Source organism: Niastella vici (genome assembly GCF_002077945.1).
Lineage (GTDB): Bacteria > Bacteroidota > Bacteroidia > Chitinophagales > Chitinophagaceae > Niastella > Niastella vici.
Genome location: NZ_LVYD01000064.1, coordinates 13203 through 30789, shown reverse-complemented (window position 1 = coordinate 30789; position 17587 = coordinate 13203). Strand labels below are relative to the sequence as shown.

22 protein-coding genes are annotated in these 17587 nt (G+C 42.9%); 8 read left to right on the top strand and 14 right to left on the bottom strand.

Going from position 1 to position 17587, the window contains the following annotated elements; all coding sequences use genetic code 11:
* Positions 1 to 86: 86 nt before the first annotated feature.
* From A3860_RS28955 to A3860_RS28915, 9 genes are all read right to left on the bottom strand, one after another.
* Complete coding sequence (locus tag A3860_RS28955) at positions 87 to 473, bottom strand: hypothetical protein (RefSeq protein ID WP_143774313.1); 387 nt, start codon at positions 471 to 473, stop codon at positions 87 to 89.
* A gap of 79 nt (positions 474 to 552) precedes the next feature.
* Positions 553 to 1110 (bottom strand): histidine phosphatase family protein, encoded by a 558-nt coding sequence (locus A3860_RS28950; RefSeq protein ID WP_081153326.1) that lies wholly within the window; start codon positions 1108 to 1110, stop codon positions 553 to 555.
* Between the two features lie 276 nt (positions 1111 to 1386).
* Positions 1387 to 1593: a hypothetical protein gene (locus A3860_RS28945; protein WP_081153324.1), complete on the bottom strand. Its 207-nt coding sequence runs from the start codon at positions 1591 to 1593 to the stop codon at positions 1387 to 1389.
* Between the two features lie 246 nt (positions 1594 to 1839).
* Positions 1840 to 2583, bottom strand: a complete 744-nt coding sequence (locus A3860_RS28940) for a hypothetical protein (protein WP_081153323.1) — start codon at positions 2581 to 2583, stop codon at positions 1840 to 1842.
* A gap of 15 nt (positions 2584 to 2598) precedes the next feature.
* Positions 2599 to 2871, bottom strand: a complete 273-nt coding sequence (locus A3860_RS28935) for a hypothetical protein (RefSeq protein WP_081153322.1) — start codon at positions 2869 to 2871, stop codon at positions 2599 to 2601.
* A gap of 249 nt (positions 2872 to 3120) precedes the next feature.
* A complete protein-coding gene (locus A3860_RS28930) occupies positions 3121 to 3474 on the bottom strand; it encodes a SymE family type I addiction module toxin (RefSeq protein ID WP_081153321.1) in 354 nt (117 codons plus the stop codon).
* Positions 3452 to 3925: a hypothetical protein gene (locus A3860_RS28925; RefSeq protein WP_081153320.1), complete on the bottom strand. Its 474-nt coding sequence runs from the start codon at positions 3923 to 3925 to the stop codon at positions 3452 to 3454. Before A3860_RS28925 ends, A3860_RS28930 begins: the two co-directional genes overlap by 23 nt.
* Before the next feature lie 32 nt (positions 3926 to 3957).
* Positions 3958 to 4470, bottom strand: coding sequence for an RNA polymerase sigma factor (locus A3860_RS28920; protein ID WP_081153319.1), 513 nt, complete (start codon positions 4468 to 4470; stop codon positions 3958 to 3960).
* The gene (locus tag A3860_RS28915) at positions 4445 to 4813 is read right to left on the bottom strand and encodes a helix-turn-helix domain-containing protein (protein ID WP_081153317.1); all 369 of its coding nucleotides are present in this window, start codon (positions 4811 to 4813) and stop codon (positions 4445 to 4447) included. The genes A3860_RS28920 and A3860_RS28915 overlap by 26 nt, the downstream gene beginning before the upstream one ends.
* A 232-nt stretch (positions 4814 to 5045) precedes the next feature.
* Here A3860_RS28915 and A3860_RS28910 point away from each other — a divergent pair, with 232 nt between their 5' ends.
* Genes A3860_RS28910 through A3860_RS28900 form a run of 3 tightly spaced genes read left to right on the top strand, consistent with a single transcriptional unit; the run spans position 5046 to position 6800 of the window.
* Positions 5046 to 5723, top strand: coding sequence for a recombinase family protein (locus A3860_RS28910; RefSeq protein ID WP_081153316.1), 678 nt, complete (start codon positions 5046 to 5048; stop codon positions 5721 to 5723).
* A gap of 2 nt (positions 5724 to 5725) precedes the next feature.
* Positions 5726 to 6127, top strand: coding sequence for a hypothetical protein (locus A3860_RS28905; protein ID WP_081153315.1), 402 nt, complete (start codon positions 5726 to 5728; stop codon positions 6125 to 6127).
* 31 nt (positions 6128 to 6158) lie between these two features.
* On the top strand, positions 6159 to 6800 hold the full coding sequence (locus A3860_RS28900) for a porin family protein (RefSeq protein ID WP_081153312.1): 642 nt from the start codon (positions 6159 to 6161) through the stop codon (positions 6798 to 6800).
* Positions 6801 to 7059: 259 nt separating this feature from the next.
* On the opposite strand, the gene A3860_RS28895 is transcribed toward A3860_RS28900, so the two are convergent.
* The 5 genes from A3860_RS28895 to A3860_RS41275 form a co-directional block, all read right to left on the bottom strand.
* Positions 7060 to 8931, bottom strand: coding sequence for a hypothetical protein (locus A3860_RS28895; protein WP_081153309.1), 1872 nt, complete (start codon positions 8929 to 8931; stop codon positions 7060 to 7062).
* Complete coding sequence (locus A3860_RS28890; protein WP_216823528.1) at positions 8928 to 9425, bottom strand: ABC-three component system middle component 2; 498 nt, start codon at positions 9423 to 9425, stop codon at positions 8928 to 8930. The genes A3860_RS28895 and A3860_RS28890 overlap by 4 nt, the downstream gene beginning before the upstream one ends.
* Positions 9410 to 10507 carry an ABC-three component system protein gene (locus tag A3860_RS28885; RefSeq protein WP_081153304.1) on the bottom strand — a complete coding sequence of 366 codons (1098 nt, stop codon included), beginning with the start codon at positions 10505 to 10507 and terminating at the stop codon, positions 9410 to 9412. The genes A3860_RS28890 and A3860_RS28885 overlap by 16 nt, the downstream gene beginning before the upstream one ends.
* 67 nt (positions 10508 to 10574) lie before the next feature.
* Positions 10575 to 11861 carry a DUF6538 domain-containing protein gene (locus A3860_RS28880; protein WP_081153300.1) on the bottom strand — a complete coding sequence of 429 codons (1287 nt, stop codon included), beginning with the start codon at positions 11859 to 11861 and terminating at the stop codon, positions 10575 to 10577.
* Positions 11862 to 12120: 259 nt separating this feature from the next.
* A complete protein-coding gene (locus A3860_RS41275; protein ID WP_158085392.1) occupies positions 12121 to 12297 on the bottom strand; it encodes a hypothetical protein in 177 nt (58 codons plus the stop codon).
* Positions 12298 to 12565: 268 nt separating this feature from the next.
* Between A3860_RS41275 and A3860_RS28875 the strand changes: the two genes are divergently transcribed.
* The 5 genes from A3860_RS28875 (at position 12566) to A3860_RS28855 (ending at position 17547) form a co-directional block, all read left to right on the top strand.
* The gene (locus tag A3860_RS28875; RefSeq protein ID WP_081153297.1) at positions 12566 to 12769 is read left to right on the top strand and encodes a hypothetical protein; all 204 of its coding nucleotides are present in this window, start codon (positions 12566 to 12568) and stop codon (positions 12767 to 12769) included.
* 12 nt (positions 12770 to 12781) lie between these two features.
* Positions 12782 to 13759, top strand: a complete 978-nt coding sequence (locus A3860_RS28870; protein WP_216823527.1) for a hypothetical protein — start codon at positions 12782 to 12784, stop codon at positions 13757 to 13759.
* A gap of 250 nt (positions 13760 to 14009) precedes the next feature.
* Positions 14010 to 14396, top strand: a complete 387-nt coding sequence (locus tag A3860_RS28865; RefSeq protein WP_081153292.1) for a DUF2958 domain-containing protein — start codon at positions 14010 to 14012, stop codon at positions 14394 to 14396.
* A gap of 84 nt (positions 14397 to 14480) precedes the next feature.
* Positions 14481 to 17198 carry a MobF family relaxase gene (gene mobF, locus A3860_RS28860; protein WP_245843654.1) on the top strand — a complete coding sequence of 906 codons (2718 nt, stop codon included), beginning with the start codon at positions 14481 to 14483 and terminating at the stop codon, positions 17196 to 17198.
* Positions 17179 to 17547 carry a hypothetical protein gene (locus A3860_RS28855; RefSeq protein WP_143774312.1) on the top strand — a complete coding sequence of 123 codons (369 nt, stop codon included), beginning with the start codon at positions 17179 to 17181 and terminating at the stop codon, positions 17545 to 17547. Before mobF ends, A3860_RS28855 begins: the two co-directional genes overlap by 20 nt.
* The last annotated feature ends 40 nt before the right edge of the window (positions 17548 to 17587 follow it).

The window sequence follows — 17587 nt, the reverse complement described above, 5'->3', positions numbered from 1 at the left end:
TTGTCTAAAATACAATAGGTAGTGCGCGTTTAGCATATTTGGCGCCTATGATATTTGCACATAAGGGGTGATGAGACAGTACGCGATTAATTGGCGGGTGGAATGGAATATGTATTGATACTATTCTCTATTTTATTAAATACGCTATTATTTATACTGACAGCAGCAACAAAAGGATGCCCTATGATGAGCTCTTTGTAAGGGAAAAGGAGAATTTTTTTGCTTCTTACTTCTTTAATTTCTTTCCAGGGAATTAATATTGGTTTATGAAATAAGCGGAATAAAAAAATAGGTCTTAAATAAAGACCCTCTTCATTATACTTTAAAACAAGCGAATTTTTATAATTAGCATTATTGATTGTTGCTGATATTACACCTACTCTTTCCCCTGAAAAATGAGCATTGGTTTCATAGGAGGCGACCAGATCAGCCCAGCCCTTCTTTGAGAGTATGAAAGTTACCAGGATCCACATGCCAACAAAAACAAAAGGGAATAAGTACCGGAGAGTGTCCATAATTGTAAGATTGCCTGTAAAATAAGAAGCTTTTATTTTATTTGCAATCTGCAGCCGGACTAATACCTTCCTTATCTTTTGCAATCACAGGCTTTCCCTTTTGAAAATTGATGATCCAGATGGAATCAAAATCTTCATCGGGCCATTTTTCTTTATTATCAATTCCAAAAGCTTTCAAAATATTGTCGATATGCTTATGTTCCCAAACCACTAAAACGGTTCCGTTCCTTTTTAAAACATCCTGCGCCAAACCTTTTGCATCCTCCACATCATATTTGGTATTGATACCGAGATCGTATTTTATAGCATAAGGAACAACGGTCTGGTACATTCTTGCCGTACTGGTTTTCTTTCCTGTATTAATAGTGGGAACGAAAATATAATCAGTCTTTCCAAACTTTTTATTTAATACATTGGCTAACTGCAAAGCACGATTGAATCCCTGACAGGAAAGATTATCACCTTCATTCGATTTTTCGCCATGACGGATAATTATTATTTTTTTTACCTGCGACTGTCCCTGCTGGGCTGAAGAAGGGAAATAACAAAACAACAAACTGATCAACGCTGATAAAATCCAAACGAGCTTTTTCATTTCTAAAAATTTTATAAGTGATCGTATTTTTTTTTGTCGACCCGTTATGAACTTCTTTTTTTGGGAAGAAAGAATTCTAATGTATCCGGTTATAAAAATTAACCTTTTTTAGTCGCTTGTACAAAAGTAAAAGGGCCTCCCGATGCATCGGAAAGCCCTTTAATTTTGCCAAGGTTGAACCTTTGTACCCAAAGAGATAGAATTGTCGAACCAAATATTGATCGATTTGATCGCCTTTAGCGAACTGCCAGAGTGACAATTCGACGGGTCAGGTGTTTAATTCATGTATTCAAGGTACAGGTCGATAACCCGTTGGATTTCTTCTTGCGGTTGTCCTTTACCAATTTCACCGCAAGTTCTTTCCCAATAATCGGGATGACACCGCTTATTATTTGTTGGGCGCTTATTTGTAAGACCCAAAGCATGCCTGACCTTGGCAACAATGCAAGGCGAGAGCTGTTTTCCATTTTGATCAAGAACCATATAGATATTATTTGTTTACAGACATAAACAAAAAAGCCGCAAATTTTGCGGCTTTTCAAATGCAAGTGCCCTACGTCTGCCAATTTCGTCACCTCCGAATGTCGAAGTGAACATTTGGTGTTCGGAGGACGGGACTCGAACCCGCACTCTTATTCAGACGGGCATTAAGTTTAGTTCACTTCGACGTAAAGTTACAAAAAATATTTATATTTCATGAGCAGCAATAAAAATTTGATTATCAGAACATTATAAGGGATTAGATTCGAGATAATCAACGGGTGATTCCATTCCGATTGCCTGCACAAATTTTTCTAGTGAATACTGGTTGATTTCTTTTTTGCCCGTTAGCTGTTTTATTTCAATGAAAGCATGAAATTTCTTATTCGAAAGCTCCTGGGTTAGCATGCGCCATTCAAGAGGCTCCGATTTAATAATGGGATGTTGTTGTATTTTGGGTATGAAATAGGCCTCCAGCCGTTTGATTTCATCATCAGAATAAACGCCCATATCCGTTTTATTCATTTTAAGAACAGGATGCAATTTTTCCCATTTTAAAGCATGTTTTCGGATTTCCTTATCCTCTTTCAAATCTTTTATAGCTTGATTAACAGCCACTTCTAAATCCTGAATAAAAAACGGAATGTATATGATGCCATTAGGAAGGATCGCCATGCCCATACCAGCCAATGCAGAATCGCTGGTTACAGAATAGCCTGCTGGCAGGGAATAATTGTGTACTAATGGGCTACGCAGAATATCGTATATCCCAATATTAGCATATTCTGGCATATATTTTTTTACAAACAATCTTGCCTTATCTGTAGATTTTCCTTTGTCAAAAAAGAAACCACTTATTTGATCCAGCAAGCAGCCGGAAAGCAATGCCGCTGCAATGGGACGATCTTTATTATACTTTATATCAGCAAGAGCAAAGTCCTGAAAAGTGGTAGTAATATATTCTATTGTCTTATCATCCTGATTCTGTGCCATCACCAAATTTAAGAATTATTGACTGCTTTTCTGTTCAACATGGCTTTGGATAGCTTCGGCGATTAATTGGAGCGCATGGTCGCCCAACGGTTTGCCCGCGGTTTGTATCCAGTTTCCGGGGCGTTGTTTCAGTCCCCGGGAGCGAAACAACGGGCGGTTGGATTCAATCTCGATCGTGCCGTTACTGGCGGTCACCCTGTACCGCTCTAAACGCTCATTAATGAAAAGTTGCTCGACGGACAGCCGGATTTTGCGCTTGTGGTAGTCTATGGTGATCTGAAAGGTCATGGGGAATCTAGGGATGCAATTTACATCATGCCGAATAGTGTTTCGGTCAATTTGTGAATGGCTGCAGAAGCATACTGATAAAACCGTATACCCCGCGTTTCGGGTATTCCTGTAGCGCGTTGGAAAATTGCTGCACTGATTTTTACATATGTTTTTTTCTTCCTACATTCAGGTCTAGGATAAGGTTTAATGGTTAATGGTATTTGATTAGTGCAGCCTCCCCTCCGGGAGGCTTTTTTATTGGCGCTCTTATTTCAAACACACTTTCGGCGGCTGCATTGGTACAATCAGCACCATGCCATGGATCGTAATGACCTGAACAGTGTCGCCAAGGTTAAACCCGGCCCGTTCTAGCCACCGCCCAGCCAACCGGATATGGGGGTAGTGGTAATATTTGCCGGAATAATTCACGAAAGAGATTTCCGTGATTTTGAGGGTTCGGATGCCGGCAGCATCCCGTTGGCTTAGGTATTTCGAGAGGTGGGTAATATTGGTCAAAGCACGGTTCATTTGGTTAAATACCCGTTTCGCACGCGCTTCCGAGCGCTCATTAACGTCTAAATAATCTTCCGTGATCTTTTCATCGAGAACAAATGCTTCCATAGTCTTGATTTAATAATTGAGAAAAATAGGTACTTATATCACAGTTCAAGTTGTTTTTAATTAATCCTTCTTCCATCATGTTTTCCAGTGTGCCATACCAAGCGTAACCGATGCTCGCTTCCATTCTAAATTCGCGTTTTCCTATGAGTGCTTTGGGACAATAAAAGCATGCCTTTTTTTTCCTCTGATAATGTAAGTACAGAATATCTCCTTTTTTAAGATACATCACTTGTCTGGGTGTTTCCTTACCGCCAATTGTAAGTTTAAATCCCTTGTCGTCTCTTCCTTTCAGAACAGTGTAAGCAATTCGACAATTTTTGCTGAACGTATAAGCAATGGTAAACTGCCCCTTCCGCCCTGTGATATCATATATGCCGTTTTTCTTCAGGATGGTATTGACACGTTTGAATAAAGCCTTTTCGTTTGCGAAATATTCAGTATAGACTTGCATGCCTGTTTGTATTTAAGGGATATACGATCAAATCACTCCTGGAAGCAGTAATTGATATACTGTTTTAAATGCTGCAACCCAGCCTGTAGAAGTTGATCTACCTTTTCGACTGAAATATGAAGCGCCTGAGAAATCCGCGTTTTGGAATATCCCTTATAATAAATGAGTTCAATCACACAGCGCTGGCCACGGTTCATGGTCAGAAGTTTCTGGCGCAAGCCGATGGACAGGCGTTCCAGTTCATCCGCTTGCGGGCATTTATTGAGTTGCCGCAAAGCGACGATGGCTAACTGGTGCATCATATGCAGCAGCCAGGTAAACAGTTTTTGTTGGCCTTCATCGTAAGATTGAAGCGCTTGTCCGACGGCTGTAAACGCATCTTCCATGACATGAACCGCTCGTTCTTTGTCGGTTTCAATCAGGTCAATAAGACTGCCATGCAATGCAGGCGAAAACGTATCATAGACGAATGAAAACGCCTGTCTGTTATTGGCATACAGTAAATCGACGAGCAACTGTTCATTGATGTGCAGTTTCTTGTCCATAACCAGCATTTTCGTTCACAGTAATTTCATTCCCTGCGTTGCTGTCATGAAGCAGCGTCTTTGTGACGACCACGAATTTTTTAAGCCGTTCAATTTCCGCTTGATGGTGCAATATCACGTTGGCGCGAGCGAGCAATAAATCCAGTTGTTGGGATGATTCAAGAAAGTATTCGCGTTCTATGTTATATACATCGGAAAGTTGTTCGGCCTGCCTTGGCGTCATGACGGTGGTGCCGGTTTCCAGGTCAATGTATTCTTCGGGTGTCATGCCGAGTTTGGCGGCGATTTGTCTTTCGTTGTAACGGTGCGTAGCTCGACACACTTGCATCAAAACATTTTTCATGAGAGGAAGTTTAAATGAGGAATGAATGTTTTAAGTGCAGCTAATCGGAGCAGTATAACCGTACAGCAAATATAATTTGTTCGGATGAATATGAACGTTACAAATGAGCAGAAATTGCATTCATTGTCTGAGAACGGATATCCAATAAAACATAGGATAGTATTGCGTTTCAGCCGCAATGCCATCTTGAAATATTTCTAAAAATTTTGCTCAAGTTAATGCTTGGGATAAAATGAGCAGAACACCAACCAAACAAATTAAAAAAGGAGTCAGTCACCTTCGTGTATCAACACGCCGTCAAGGGAAAAGCGGATTAGGACTGGCAGCACAAAGACGCCTTATCGCTTATTATTTCAAGGCTAACAATATTCAACTGGTCAAGGAATTTATTGAAATCGGCAGCGGCAGACCCCGCCTGCGTCCCAAACTAAAAAAGACAATCGACTATTGCCGCAAAAACAATTTGTCCTTGTATGCAGCTAATCAAAGCCGAATTGCCCGAAACCTCGGATTTGTTTATGACCTGATTGACAGTGGCCTAGATTTTAAAAGTGTTGACAATCCTACAGCCGACAAGCGTTCAAAACTGTTTCAAGCGCTCATGGACGATCTCGCAGGGGATGATATTAGCCGCAACACGAAAAATGCTTTGGTATCAGCGAGAAATAAGGGCGTAAAGCTGGGTGGCAACAGTAAAAAGAGAAGAAAGACAATGCGGCGGAAGAAGAAGGCTTTTTTAAAAAAGATGCGGCCCATCATTCAGAAGATGCAACGACGGGGCATTACAACGCAAAGGGGCATATTAGGAGAACTCAACCGCCGAAAAATCCGCACCTATCATAAGAAAACAGGCTGGCATGCCAGCACAGTGCATAACCTGTTACATGAATTAACAACAAAAACTAAATAACGATGATGAAGAAACAATGGCTTACAGCGATACTATGCGCGATTTCAATTCTATCCGCCTGTAAGAAGAAAGATGATGGCGGTAATCCATGCGGCTCTTATAGCGGCGTTGTTCCACCTAACACTTACATTTTTTGGATCGATCATGATTTTTCTTGCGGCAGCATCACCGTTGAAGTGAAGGACGCCAGCGGAAAAATCGTTGGCCCCTATCAGGCAGTGATTTCCTACACGTCACCCACACCGCCACAATGCAACAATGTCAATTATGGGCGCTTTGCCACCTTCGATTTGTATATGGGCAAAACCTACACGTATAAGGCGACTTGCTCGGGAAAGACCTGGACGGGAACCATCACTGTGCCCTGTGAGCAGAGCCAATGCAAAAACATCCAGCTTCAATAACCTAAATTCATTTCACTTTTAAACATGATCTATGACACCAAAACTATTGCTGCCGTTAGCCTTTATGGGAATGTTCACAAGCGCCCATGCACAAAGTAAAGTTCGCTTTGGCATCAAGGCCGGATTCAACTTTCCGCATTTCAACGCATCCGTTATCGCACCGCCCTTGCAAAGCGTTAATGATGACAATTACTTCTATGCCGGGGGACAGGTCGAAGTTCGGTTTAACAAGCATTTTAGCTTGCAGCCGGAGTTTTTCTATGTCGGCCATTCGGTTAAGGAGAACGTGACGGCGTTTGAACAGCTTCACCAGCTTGCCATTCCTGTTCTTGCCAAGCTCCATGTCGGGAAGATAGCTTTTTACGCCGGGCCGCAACTGGACGTGTTACTGAAAGCCGAACAGCATTATTATGATGCGTATGAGCAAAAACAGAAAAACCTGAATTTGACGGATAGCAGCTATACAAAGGCCGGAGTATCCGCCGTAGGTGGGCTGGAATGGACGTTCAAATACCGCTTTGGGATTGACGTGCGCTATGTGTTTGGTCTGAGCAATCGTGCCTCTGATAAAGGCGCAAGCCTTTTGACATTCCCATCAAACCAGCGCATCACCATAAACGCTATTCAGGCAGGGCTATATTTCCGGTTTGGCAAGAAGCCAGCCAAGCCGTGACAAGAGTTTAAGCCGTACCCTCATCGCCACGCCGCCCCTGTTGTGTCAGAGCTCAGGGGCGGCTTTTCGTTTATGTTACGGATGACAAGACGGATCGGCTGGTCCTGATATTAGCAAAATCAGTGTCAACGTGTCGGCGGTTCGATCCCGCCCCACACCACGAAGAAAATCAAGCGATTATGAACAAAATTCATAGTCGCTTTTTTGTTAAAGTCTAACATAAGTCTAACAAGAAGAATTAGGACTGCATGTACAAAAATTATTTAGTGTCTTGTGGGAAGAATCCGTATCGCCCCTGCCGATCATTTTTACTGAACATCGTCGTTTTTGCGGATGATTGCAGAATTGTATCTGGTGGAGTAATATTTTCGATGATTATAATCTGCCTATCAGTCCAAGCTGATAAATATTCGTAAAACTTCTCTTGGACATCTGTGCCTGATAGATCGTCTTCGTCATTTTCTGGTTCACGATACGCAAGAAGCGGAGAGTCTAAAACCAGAAAGCCGGGATGAGAATAATTTTTATTCTTACAAAATTCAAGAACTCCTATCAAAAACGCAGCATGAGTAATTGATCTCATACCTTTTCCTCGACTGCCACGCTTTTTGCCAGAAATTATCAAGTCTCTTGAAGTAGAATCAAATTGCACTCTTTCAGCATCAGGAAAATTCCAGTCTTTAAGAATTTTTTCGATCAGAATAGCAAAATCATCCAAAATTGAGGTTGAAAGTTCTATGACTTGAGAAGGAGTAGTTTCAATAGGTTGTACTGCACTTGTTCCAACCGAAATGGACAAAGCATCCTTTCGTTGATTTAATTCATTTATTTGGTCAAATATAGATATCGACGAACGAATTTCTAATTTCTTTTCTAGTAAAGCGGCAAAATCGTCTCGATCCGAAAGCAAGTTTCTATTGAAGGTATTTAGCCTTTGTGCAATTTCATTTTCTTGGCGTTGCAAGGTTGGAATAATTCTATCAAAATTCTCACCCTCTCTGCTTAGCTCGGTTATAGTGTCCTGCAACTCTTTTTGTAACATTTGTATTTTTAAACTTTCTGCAGTGGTAGCCTGAATAATATTGTCAGTGTTCATATCAACATCTTCTTCTGGATGTTGGTGATCTGGTAAAGCTCCGCATAATGGGCAACTAGTTGGAGGTAAAGCGGAAAGTAATGACCCCGCTTCCTTAATAGCCGCTAATCGTTCAAGATCAGATTTATAATGCTCATCAAGAAGTCTGAATCTTGCTATTAATTCGCTGATTTCAGATCGGCGGCTTTCACCCTCTTGAATACGTTTTCTTAAATCCAATGATGAATTTAAGAGAGTACTGTAAGTCCTTTCACTTTCGCGAAGGGTATTTTGTCTATCAGCAATAGTTGTCTCTAACCTTGCTAATTGCGCCCTTAAATCTGCCTCAATGTTTCCTTCGCGTGATAATTTTCCGGTGATTGAAACTATTAGTTCATCAATTAGTTCAATTTTGGGATCAGGAGGTTTAACTGAAACCTGTTCTTCAAGTATTGCAACATATGAACTATCATCTACTCCTGTTAGTAATAGCTTAAAAAGTGAAAATTCCAGTGTTTTTGAAAGATGTTGTCCGGTTTCAATTGGCGAGCCTTTCTTTTGAATATCAGTTTCATCAATTATGCACAAATGAGCTAAATCTCTAAAACTAAGTGCCCTTGTTTCACCCTTTGCGTTTCTTTTTAGCTGCTTTCCTTGCAACCCTAATTTTTGTAATAAAAACCCTGAAACATTGTTCTCGTTATTCGGACTATGCCGTGCTCCGAGGGTGACGCCTTGCTGATCGTTGGGTAGATTCTGATGAAGTCCGGTAAAAAGCAAAAAGTTTCCACCTTGAGTTGAACGCATTAAAGTAAATTGTTCACCTTGGAGTGTTTCGAAGCCTAAAAAAACCCTATCATAACCATTTCTTTCTGGTATATCACGCAATTCGGTGGAAGCGCCAAACATATAATCTATAGCTTCCAATACAAATGATTTTCCTGTCTCAGAAGCGCCATATAAGATGTTTAACCCCCTATCGAAATTTAGTAGGGCATCTGGTTTATTATTTCCAGTAAAGCAAAGCGACCTTATTATGATAGCATTCTCATTCATTGAACACCTAAACTTTGTTGAATGGTATGAAATTCTTCAACCCAATCATCGAAAAATTTGCGTGTTGTACTTTTTAACAATTCGTCATTCATAATCCCAAAATTGTCTACAACCCATTGAGCCCTTTCAAGCAATCTCTGCAAGTATGGACTTGTTAAAGCGTTTAGAAAAGTCTCAGACATTTCACCTGCTGCATACGAAATGCCTTCGGGGGATACAATTCGCTCAATTAGATTTCTGCTCATCATAAGCAGCAATCCACTCTCAATAAGTTTCCTTCTGACAAGCAACTCTTTTGATCTCATTGGCAACGCTGCATGTAAGCTTTCAGGCCCTCCCAAATCACCAGTATGAACAACAAAGTAATCCAAAATAACAAGCCTTTGTATGTCATAGGTGATAGGGTACGCTTTTGTAAGTAATCCAACCAAGCGAAGGCCAGATTCCAATGGACTATTGAAAGTTATAGTTTGTGAATTCATGGCTTTTTCCAAATTAAGCGATTTACATTAGCAAGCTGGTGACAAACACCTTTTTTATCTTGGATTGTCACCGCGCTAATCAACGGGTTTGATGTCAAAGGTAGATTAGCAGCGGCAAATGTAACAGCATTTAGTCTTATCAATGCGTCCGCATGAAAACCGGCTTCAATGTCTATCACGCCATGGAATATCTCATTTTGTAGTTCATCAAATGTTCCAGGTGGTACCTTATCACGTGCAAAATTTCGTAATGCCTCAGCATTAAAGAATAATTCTCTTTGCCTGTTATAGTGATCAGTCAATTCTTGCCAAGCACTCAAGTCGCTGGCTTGCTTCAAGGAAGCCTTCTTATGATCGCTGTAAGCCTCAAATAGCTGCTCAACATATCGACTTTCAGATATTTGAACTTCATCAGGAGGAGGTATTACTTTTGGGCGTTCGGGAAGACCACCTCCAAAACGCACGGCAAACCAAGCCGTTTTTCGATGTTCTCCGATTATCTCAAGAGTAGACTTGGATGTAAAAATTGAATAGTCAAATTTCTCAGCGTAGTCCTTAAAATCGTCAACCAACTCTACTTTAGCAGTGGAAGTAATTTTTTCTGCGCATATATTGTCCCAGTTATTAAATACATACTTTTTAAGTTGTATAGGATCACCCAACAACTTCTTCAAAGCAATACTACAATCTTTAGGGGCTATGAAATAAGATTTTCTTGGAATTGCAAAATGATCTTGATAACTATGATACAGAATTTTTCCTACTTCTAATGCTGCTTTCGACGGGCCTAACGGGTCTTTATAGTGTTTGCATTGAAAGTTATCCCAGACGCCATAAATCTCTTTTTCGTCAGTGAAACCAGCAACGTCGATGCCCATATCATCAGGGCCAGAAAATCGTGCGACCCTTTTATAAGATGATTTTTGACTATCCGCCCACTCTTCAATAAAACGCTCCCATTCGTCGGATGAATATGTCAGAATTTGTTGTTGTGGTATCATTAACTTACCGTAAGTGACATGATGCGCTGTCGCAGAGCCCGTAGGTTTAGGGTCTGGCAGATCGGTAAACGTAGGGGTTGTCAAATCAGGCATAAACGTTATCTAACGGCCAAGTTTAATAGTCTAATATATAACAAATTTTTTATTTAAATAAAAGCATTTAAAGGGGTTTTAACTGGATTTTTTTTAAACATTCCAATTTTTGTCCGAGTGTAACTCCTACACCATAATCTGGACGTTCAAACTTGTGGCCCATTAAATCAGCTTGCTCCCTATCGAGTGCCTTTATAGCTAACAACCTATCCTGAAAACTGTGCCGCAGGGAATAAACGGTATGTTCTTCACTGGGGAATAGGTTATTTTCGCCCAAGTATTTGTTCAAAACAGCAGTAAGGTTATCAGGATTACCCGCATAGTGAGTAAACCCATTAGGACATGCCTCAAAAGCATCGAGCGCATATCCGACAAGCGGGATTTCACGTCTACGATATTTAGTTTTTTGCGAGCTGCCTTTTCGTGATACGATTACAATATGCGGGATTTCAGCTTGCAGCCGTATATCTTCGGGTAACAGGCTAACAAGCTCGGAAATACCTGCGCCCGTTTCAGAAAACGCATACAAAGCGTTCCTTGCTTGTTCGTTCAACCCTGCAAGATTTTCGGGCTTTAGGAAAGTTTCAAGAAGAAAAGCGGTCGTAAATGCAGGGCGCTTACCTGCATCATCCCGCTTGATCTGTATTTTCTTAAATATACGTGTATCATCAAGGCCAAGATTGTAATGATCTGCGACTGTTGTAATGATCGTCTTTACGTTGACGAGTTCTTTATTGGCAGTATTAGAAACATATTCGCCACTATTTAATCGTTCAATCCACCAGTTTCTAAAGTTTACAACATCATTTCTGGTAATTTCAACTATTGGTTTATTGCCAACGCACAGGAGGAAATTGTTGAAGGCTCTTTCCCGTGGATTTTCCCACTTTCTGATCTGATATTCAGATTTGTCAATGATTTTGTCTTTCGACAAATCCCAAAATAAACGCAGAGCATCTTTAAGCTGGATAACAGGCTTTTCTTCGGCACCCAGAACCGCTTCAACCTGTTTTTCATTAAAATTCTGCTTTTCAAGAAACAGATACCGAGCTGAAATTTCATTAAAGGGAAGCTCTGCTAAAAACTGGTTATAATAATAGGTAAATCCCAATGTTTGGGCTCGATCAATCAGAGCCTTGTATTTTGATTCGGTATACTTTTCCCCGGTTTTAAGCAGGGAGGCCCAATAAGCCTCAAGCTGGTTGTTCTTTTCATTGGCTAAACGGATAGCAATTTTCTTGCTGTCGGTATTAAGAGATACCCGAATATTGGTTCGGGGATCGTATTCTTTAAATTCTCTTGGGACTCTGCGATTGAAATAGTAGTTACCATTGCGGCACAGCACATGTGACATGACCCTTGCATTCCTCTCTGGGTGACAGATTCAGGATTGAAACGGGCCGGACACTAACCACATTGGCAGGCATAATGAGAATTACGCTTGCGATTTAAAGGTTTGCTTCGCTTTTGATATACCGGGGAGATATAAATTGGAGCGGGCGAAGGGCGCGTTTCAACCAAAATGAGTGAATCTATCTGGTTGAAATTGCGCAATAGCTACATCCTACATGCACCATTTTTGTGTGACAACATGTGTGATAACAACCATTGCTTCATTCACCATACTGCATCGCAATTTCCAAAGCAAGTGTTTTTTGATCTTGATTGTTCTTAGCCATTTGCAATTCCCGATATACACGTTGAAACGTTGGCAAGTAAGTTTCGCCATATAGCGCCACAACCTTTGCAGCCAATTTCAATACGTGTTCGATTTCCTGCACAGTAGCCATAGTAAACCCCTAACGAAATGAAAAAAGGCGGGCAACATGCCATAGCCAATGCACGGGATTGAAAAGCGTCTTATCATTTAAAGGTTCGGCCTTGCCGTGCAGTTTTATCTGATGGTTGGCACATACAATTGTAACTGATCTGAAATAAACGCTAGAAAAACCTTTAAATCAATGTGCCGTTTATTGACTTTTCACAAAAACGCTGTTTTATGCCGTGCGCTTTTGAAAATCCAAAAGCGCCAATACCACATCACAATAAGGAGTTTCAATGCAATTACCCATTACAGGGGATAAAAAAATATACCGCAAACATGCCGCCTCTTTTGTCAAGCATGCAGTTGGTACACTTGCAGTCTATGACAGTACCAAGCGGTATGACTTCAAACCACAAAAGGAGGAAAACGGCCGCGTCTATTATTGGCAATCGGTTCTTGAAGAATACAGGGAGCGACGACTAAAGCCTAAAACATAAAGGGAAAGAAAGTTGTATCAGAACTTTCTTTCCCCTCTGCCCTTTGAAACATTATTCCATCGTGAGGATACAATGAATGCTGAACAGGCGAAAACCATATCACTTTTTGAAATTTTGGACAAGCTGGGTTTTAAACCCGGAAGGAAAACACAAAAGGATGCGTATTACCACTATCCCGAAAAGAAGAAAGGCAAGAAACCAAACTTGCATGTGAACCTCAAAGACAATGTCTGGTATGACTATCGGCTTAAAAAAGGGGGAACGATCATTGACTTTGCAATGGCGCACCTTGAACACAATAGTAGGCCGCACACCGTATCAGACGCACTGGCCTTTATTGAAAGTACGATGGGTAAAGTATCGGCCTATTCAATCACCGTATCAACCGAGCCAACCCAAAGCCAGCCGCGCTATTCGATTAGCAACACGAAAAAGATCGAAGATCCTGCGCTTATTGGAGAAGTTGAAGCGAAAGGAATTTCGCTAAAGCTGGCCCAGAAGTATATGCAGGAAGTGAATATCTATGACCGGGAGAAAAAATCGCACTTCATTGCGTTCAGTTTTCCCAATGATGATGACGGCTATCTGGTAGAAAATAAATATTTCCGTGAATATCTGGAAAGCCAGCCTTGGGTATCTTTCATTCGAGGGGAAATAACTGGCCAACCCTATATTCATGTGTTCAAGGATAGATGGGACTACTTTTCGCTTTTGGAACATCAAAAGGTTTCGGTACTGAAAAGCGATGCGCTTATCCTGAATGACTATTCTTGCTTGCCTCAATGCAATGGTTATTTCTACAAATATGGTTACCGCGTCGCCTTTACCTACATGCCGAATACGCCAGACGGTCAAAACGCCAAACAGGCGTTGACGGAAATATTCAGGCGTGAAGTGAATTTAATTCACCGACCTATGAATAGCATGTATCCCTCGCCACATGAAACGCTGAACGCGTGGTGGCAAAATCGGAACGCGTCACCTGGATAATAGCTAATACCGATTTTAATTTCGGAAAGCACTCCTGACCGGGTGCTTTTTTAATGTCCAGTTTTTTACGGGTGATAGGATAAGATTAAGAGAGCGCAAACCGGTTCCCATCTTTTTGCAGCAAAACCGTTAAATGCCGCACCATTTTCTCTGATCAATAAATAGCCTTCGTATAAATGCTTTGCCGAACAGTCCCTGACCTTTCGGTTGATCCCGCCTTGTATCCAACACCCACAAGAAAGGAATACTAATGAAACTTTATACGAAGCCTCAATTCGACCAGCTTATCAAAAACGGCCAAAATAGAGGCAAAGACCATTATCCTGTCATCAAATTATTCATGCCCGGTACAGCCCATACATGGCTGATTACCGAACTTGATCCTGATGAGCCTAGCCTTGCATTTGGCCTGTGCGATCTCGGCATGGGATTCCCCGAGCTTGGTTATGTTTCGCTCGAGGAAATCTCCAGCGTTAAAACCCGTTGGGGCGGAGTAGAACGTGATTTGCACTTCGCAGGTAAATACCCGATCAGCGTCTATGCGGATGCTGCGCGTTCTTGCGAACAAATTACGGAAGATGATGCTGTTCTTTCATTGTACGTAAAGCAAAAGCCCCCCGGTAAAAAGCCATCCTAATAATTAGGTCATCCTGCAACGCCTCGAAAGGGGCGTTGCCTTTCTGTTTGTAACTTCCGGATAAGAAAAAAAATTATGATTCGCATGATCCAGATCAAATCCGCAGCCCATGCGGAGGATTATTTCAACGAGGCGTTTTTACAGGCCGGTTATTATATCAACGAGCAGGAAAGCCCCGGACAGTTCAGGGGCAAGGTTGCCGAGCGGTTGGGTATAGCTGGCCCGGCGACAAAGGACGTGTTTCATTCGTTGTGCTGGAATTTAAACCCTGTCACCGGCCAGCCGCTGACACAGCGCACCACTGAAAACCGAACGGTTTACTATGATATAAACTATCATTGCCCCAAATCAGTTACGCTTGCGTATTTGATTTATGGCGATGAACGCATCCTTGCAGCGTTTCAGGCCAGCGTACAGGAAACCATGCGGGATATGGAGGCCGACGCGCAAACCCGTGTCCGAAAAAACAAACGGGATGAAAACCGTCTTACCGGTGAATTACTTTATTCTGATTTTGTGCACTTAACGGCAAGGCCGGTAGATGACACAAACCCCGACCCACATTTGCATTGTCATTGTACCACCTTCAACGCGACATGGGATGAAGCCGAACAAATTTTTAAAGCCGTCCAGTTCAAGGACATTAAACGCGACATGCCCTATTATCAGGCACGCTACCACAAGCGGCTGGCCGATAAACTCATGGCATTGGGTTACAGCATCCGCAGAACCGCGACGGCGTTTGAAATTGAAGGCATAGCGCAACCAGTCATTAACCTATTTTCTAAACGAAATCAGGAGGTCAACCGGATTGCGAAGGAAAACAATATCACCGATGCCGCCGAGCTTGACCAACTCGGCGCGCAGACACGCGCCAAAAAGAAAAAAGATATTTCACTGGTTGAACTGAAACAGGGCTGGCACCGGCAAATCGCAGAATTGAATTTGAGTGAAAGGGATTCAACCGGCGGAACAAAACAACCCGCCATCACTGTTACGCCGCAACAATGTGTTGACCATGCACTTTCGCAATGTTTGGAACGCGCATCGGTGGCCCATGAAAGACGTATTCTTGCCGCAGCTTACAGGCATGGTTTGGGTATCGGCATATCCATTGATGCCATTACCAACGCTTTTCAGCAGGATAAACGGATTATCCGTATACAGGATGGCTTGAAACTTATGTGTACTACGCATGAGGTACTAGCCGAAGAACGGCGCATGGTCGAACTTGCCATCGCGGGGAAAGGCCAATGCGTTCCTTTGTACAGCACTGTACCGGAATTGACCGCTATCGGGGAACACGCGACAGCCATAACCCATGTCCTTACCACGACGGACAGGGTATCTAACGTACAAGGCGGCGCCGGGACCGGCAAAACCACCCTGATGAAAGAGCTGGTCAGGCATATTCATGGTGCCGGGGTGGCGCCTGTATTGGTTGCCCCAACCGCCAACGCCTCACGTGGTGTCATGCGTGAAGAAGGTTTTTCCGCTGCCGATACCGTTGCCCGGTTGCTGATTGACCCGGAGATGCAAAACACTCTGCAGGATGGGGCATTGATTATGGATGAGGGCGGATTGCTGGGCGTAAGGGAAATGGCTGAGGTGTTGCAACTGGTTACGGATAAAAACGCGCGGCTGGTAATTTTTGGGGACACCCGTCAGCACAGCGCAGTCGTGAGAGGCGATGCGCTTCGCATCCTGAACACCGTTGCCGGCATCAAAAGGGCAGAGATCAATTTTATCTATCGTCAGCGTCAAGAGTGCTACCGAAAGGCCGTAGAAGATATTGCATCGGGTAATGTGCAATCGGCGTTTGAACGGCTGGAAGCGTTTAACGCCATCACCGAGATCGATACGGCCAGCCTGAATGCGCTACTGGTAAGCGATTATATGTCGGCCATTAACAATGGCAAAACCGCCCTTGTGGTGTCACCGACCCACCAGCAGGGTGAGGCCGTTACCGCTGAACTGAGAAAGACCCTGCGCGAAGCTGGCCGCATCGGGCCGGAGGATATAAGCGTCACCCGGTATATTAACCTGAACTACACCGAGGCTGAAAAGGCTGATACCCGTATGTACCAGCCAGGTCTGGCCGTACAGTTCAACCAGAACCTGAAAGGCATTGCCCGTGGCGCTATATGGGAGGTCAATGAGGTATCAGGCGACAGCGTTACCATTACCGGGCCTGATGCCAGCACTTTGCCCTTGCCATTGGACAAGGCCTACCAGTTCACCGTTTACCGGAAAACTGTCATCCCGTTGGCAATCGGTGACGCGATCACCATTACTCGTGGCAGCTTTGATCGCAGCGGCAAGCGACTGAATAATGGACAAAGCCTGAAAGTCACATCGGTTGATGATGATGACACACTTGTACTGGTAAACCCGGCCAGCGGCATTGAATACCGCATTGGCACCGGATTCGGCCATATCAGCCACGACTATACAACCACGTCCCATGCGGCACAGGGACGTACAACGGATATTGTGTTAATTGCACAGCCCGCTAGCACCTTCGCCGCATCCAATCTGAAACAATTCTATGTGTCGGTATCACGGGCAAGGGATAATGTTCATATCTACACCGACGACAAAGCTGCTTTGCTGGAACACGTGTCGGAGATGGGCGACCGGCAGTCGGCGCTTGAACTGATGGGCGCGAATGAAGCCAGTCAATCTATTGCCGACCAATTAATACGGATGGATAAATCACAGGCGCATCACACCAAGATCAAAACACCACAAACCGAACAATCGCAAAGGCTGACCAGACGCTATGCACCAGAACCAATTTAGAGAGAACAGTAAAGACGTACAGGCATGGAACCGTATAGGGCGGCCTCATAAAAGCGGGTCAAACCCAGCCCAATGCTTGACCCTGCACATGCAGGATGGCCGCAAGATGATTTTTTATTATGCTTTCTTGTTATCAGTAGAACTGTTGCTAAAGGCAGATCATAGTATCGTGATCCTTCGCTTTACGTCGCAAAAAGTAACATTAAAGGGCTACAGGCTGGATATCCTTTTCAACCGATATGCACATGAAAAACCTGCTGTGATTCAGGTGTACAATGGCCGCTATATCTTGGCTGCAATGAAGCGGCTTGCCGTAGTAACAGAAGTGACAATCGAGTTAATAAAGTAGTTAATTTTAAAATTCAAAAGTTAATTATTCGCATGTCCTG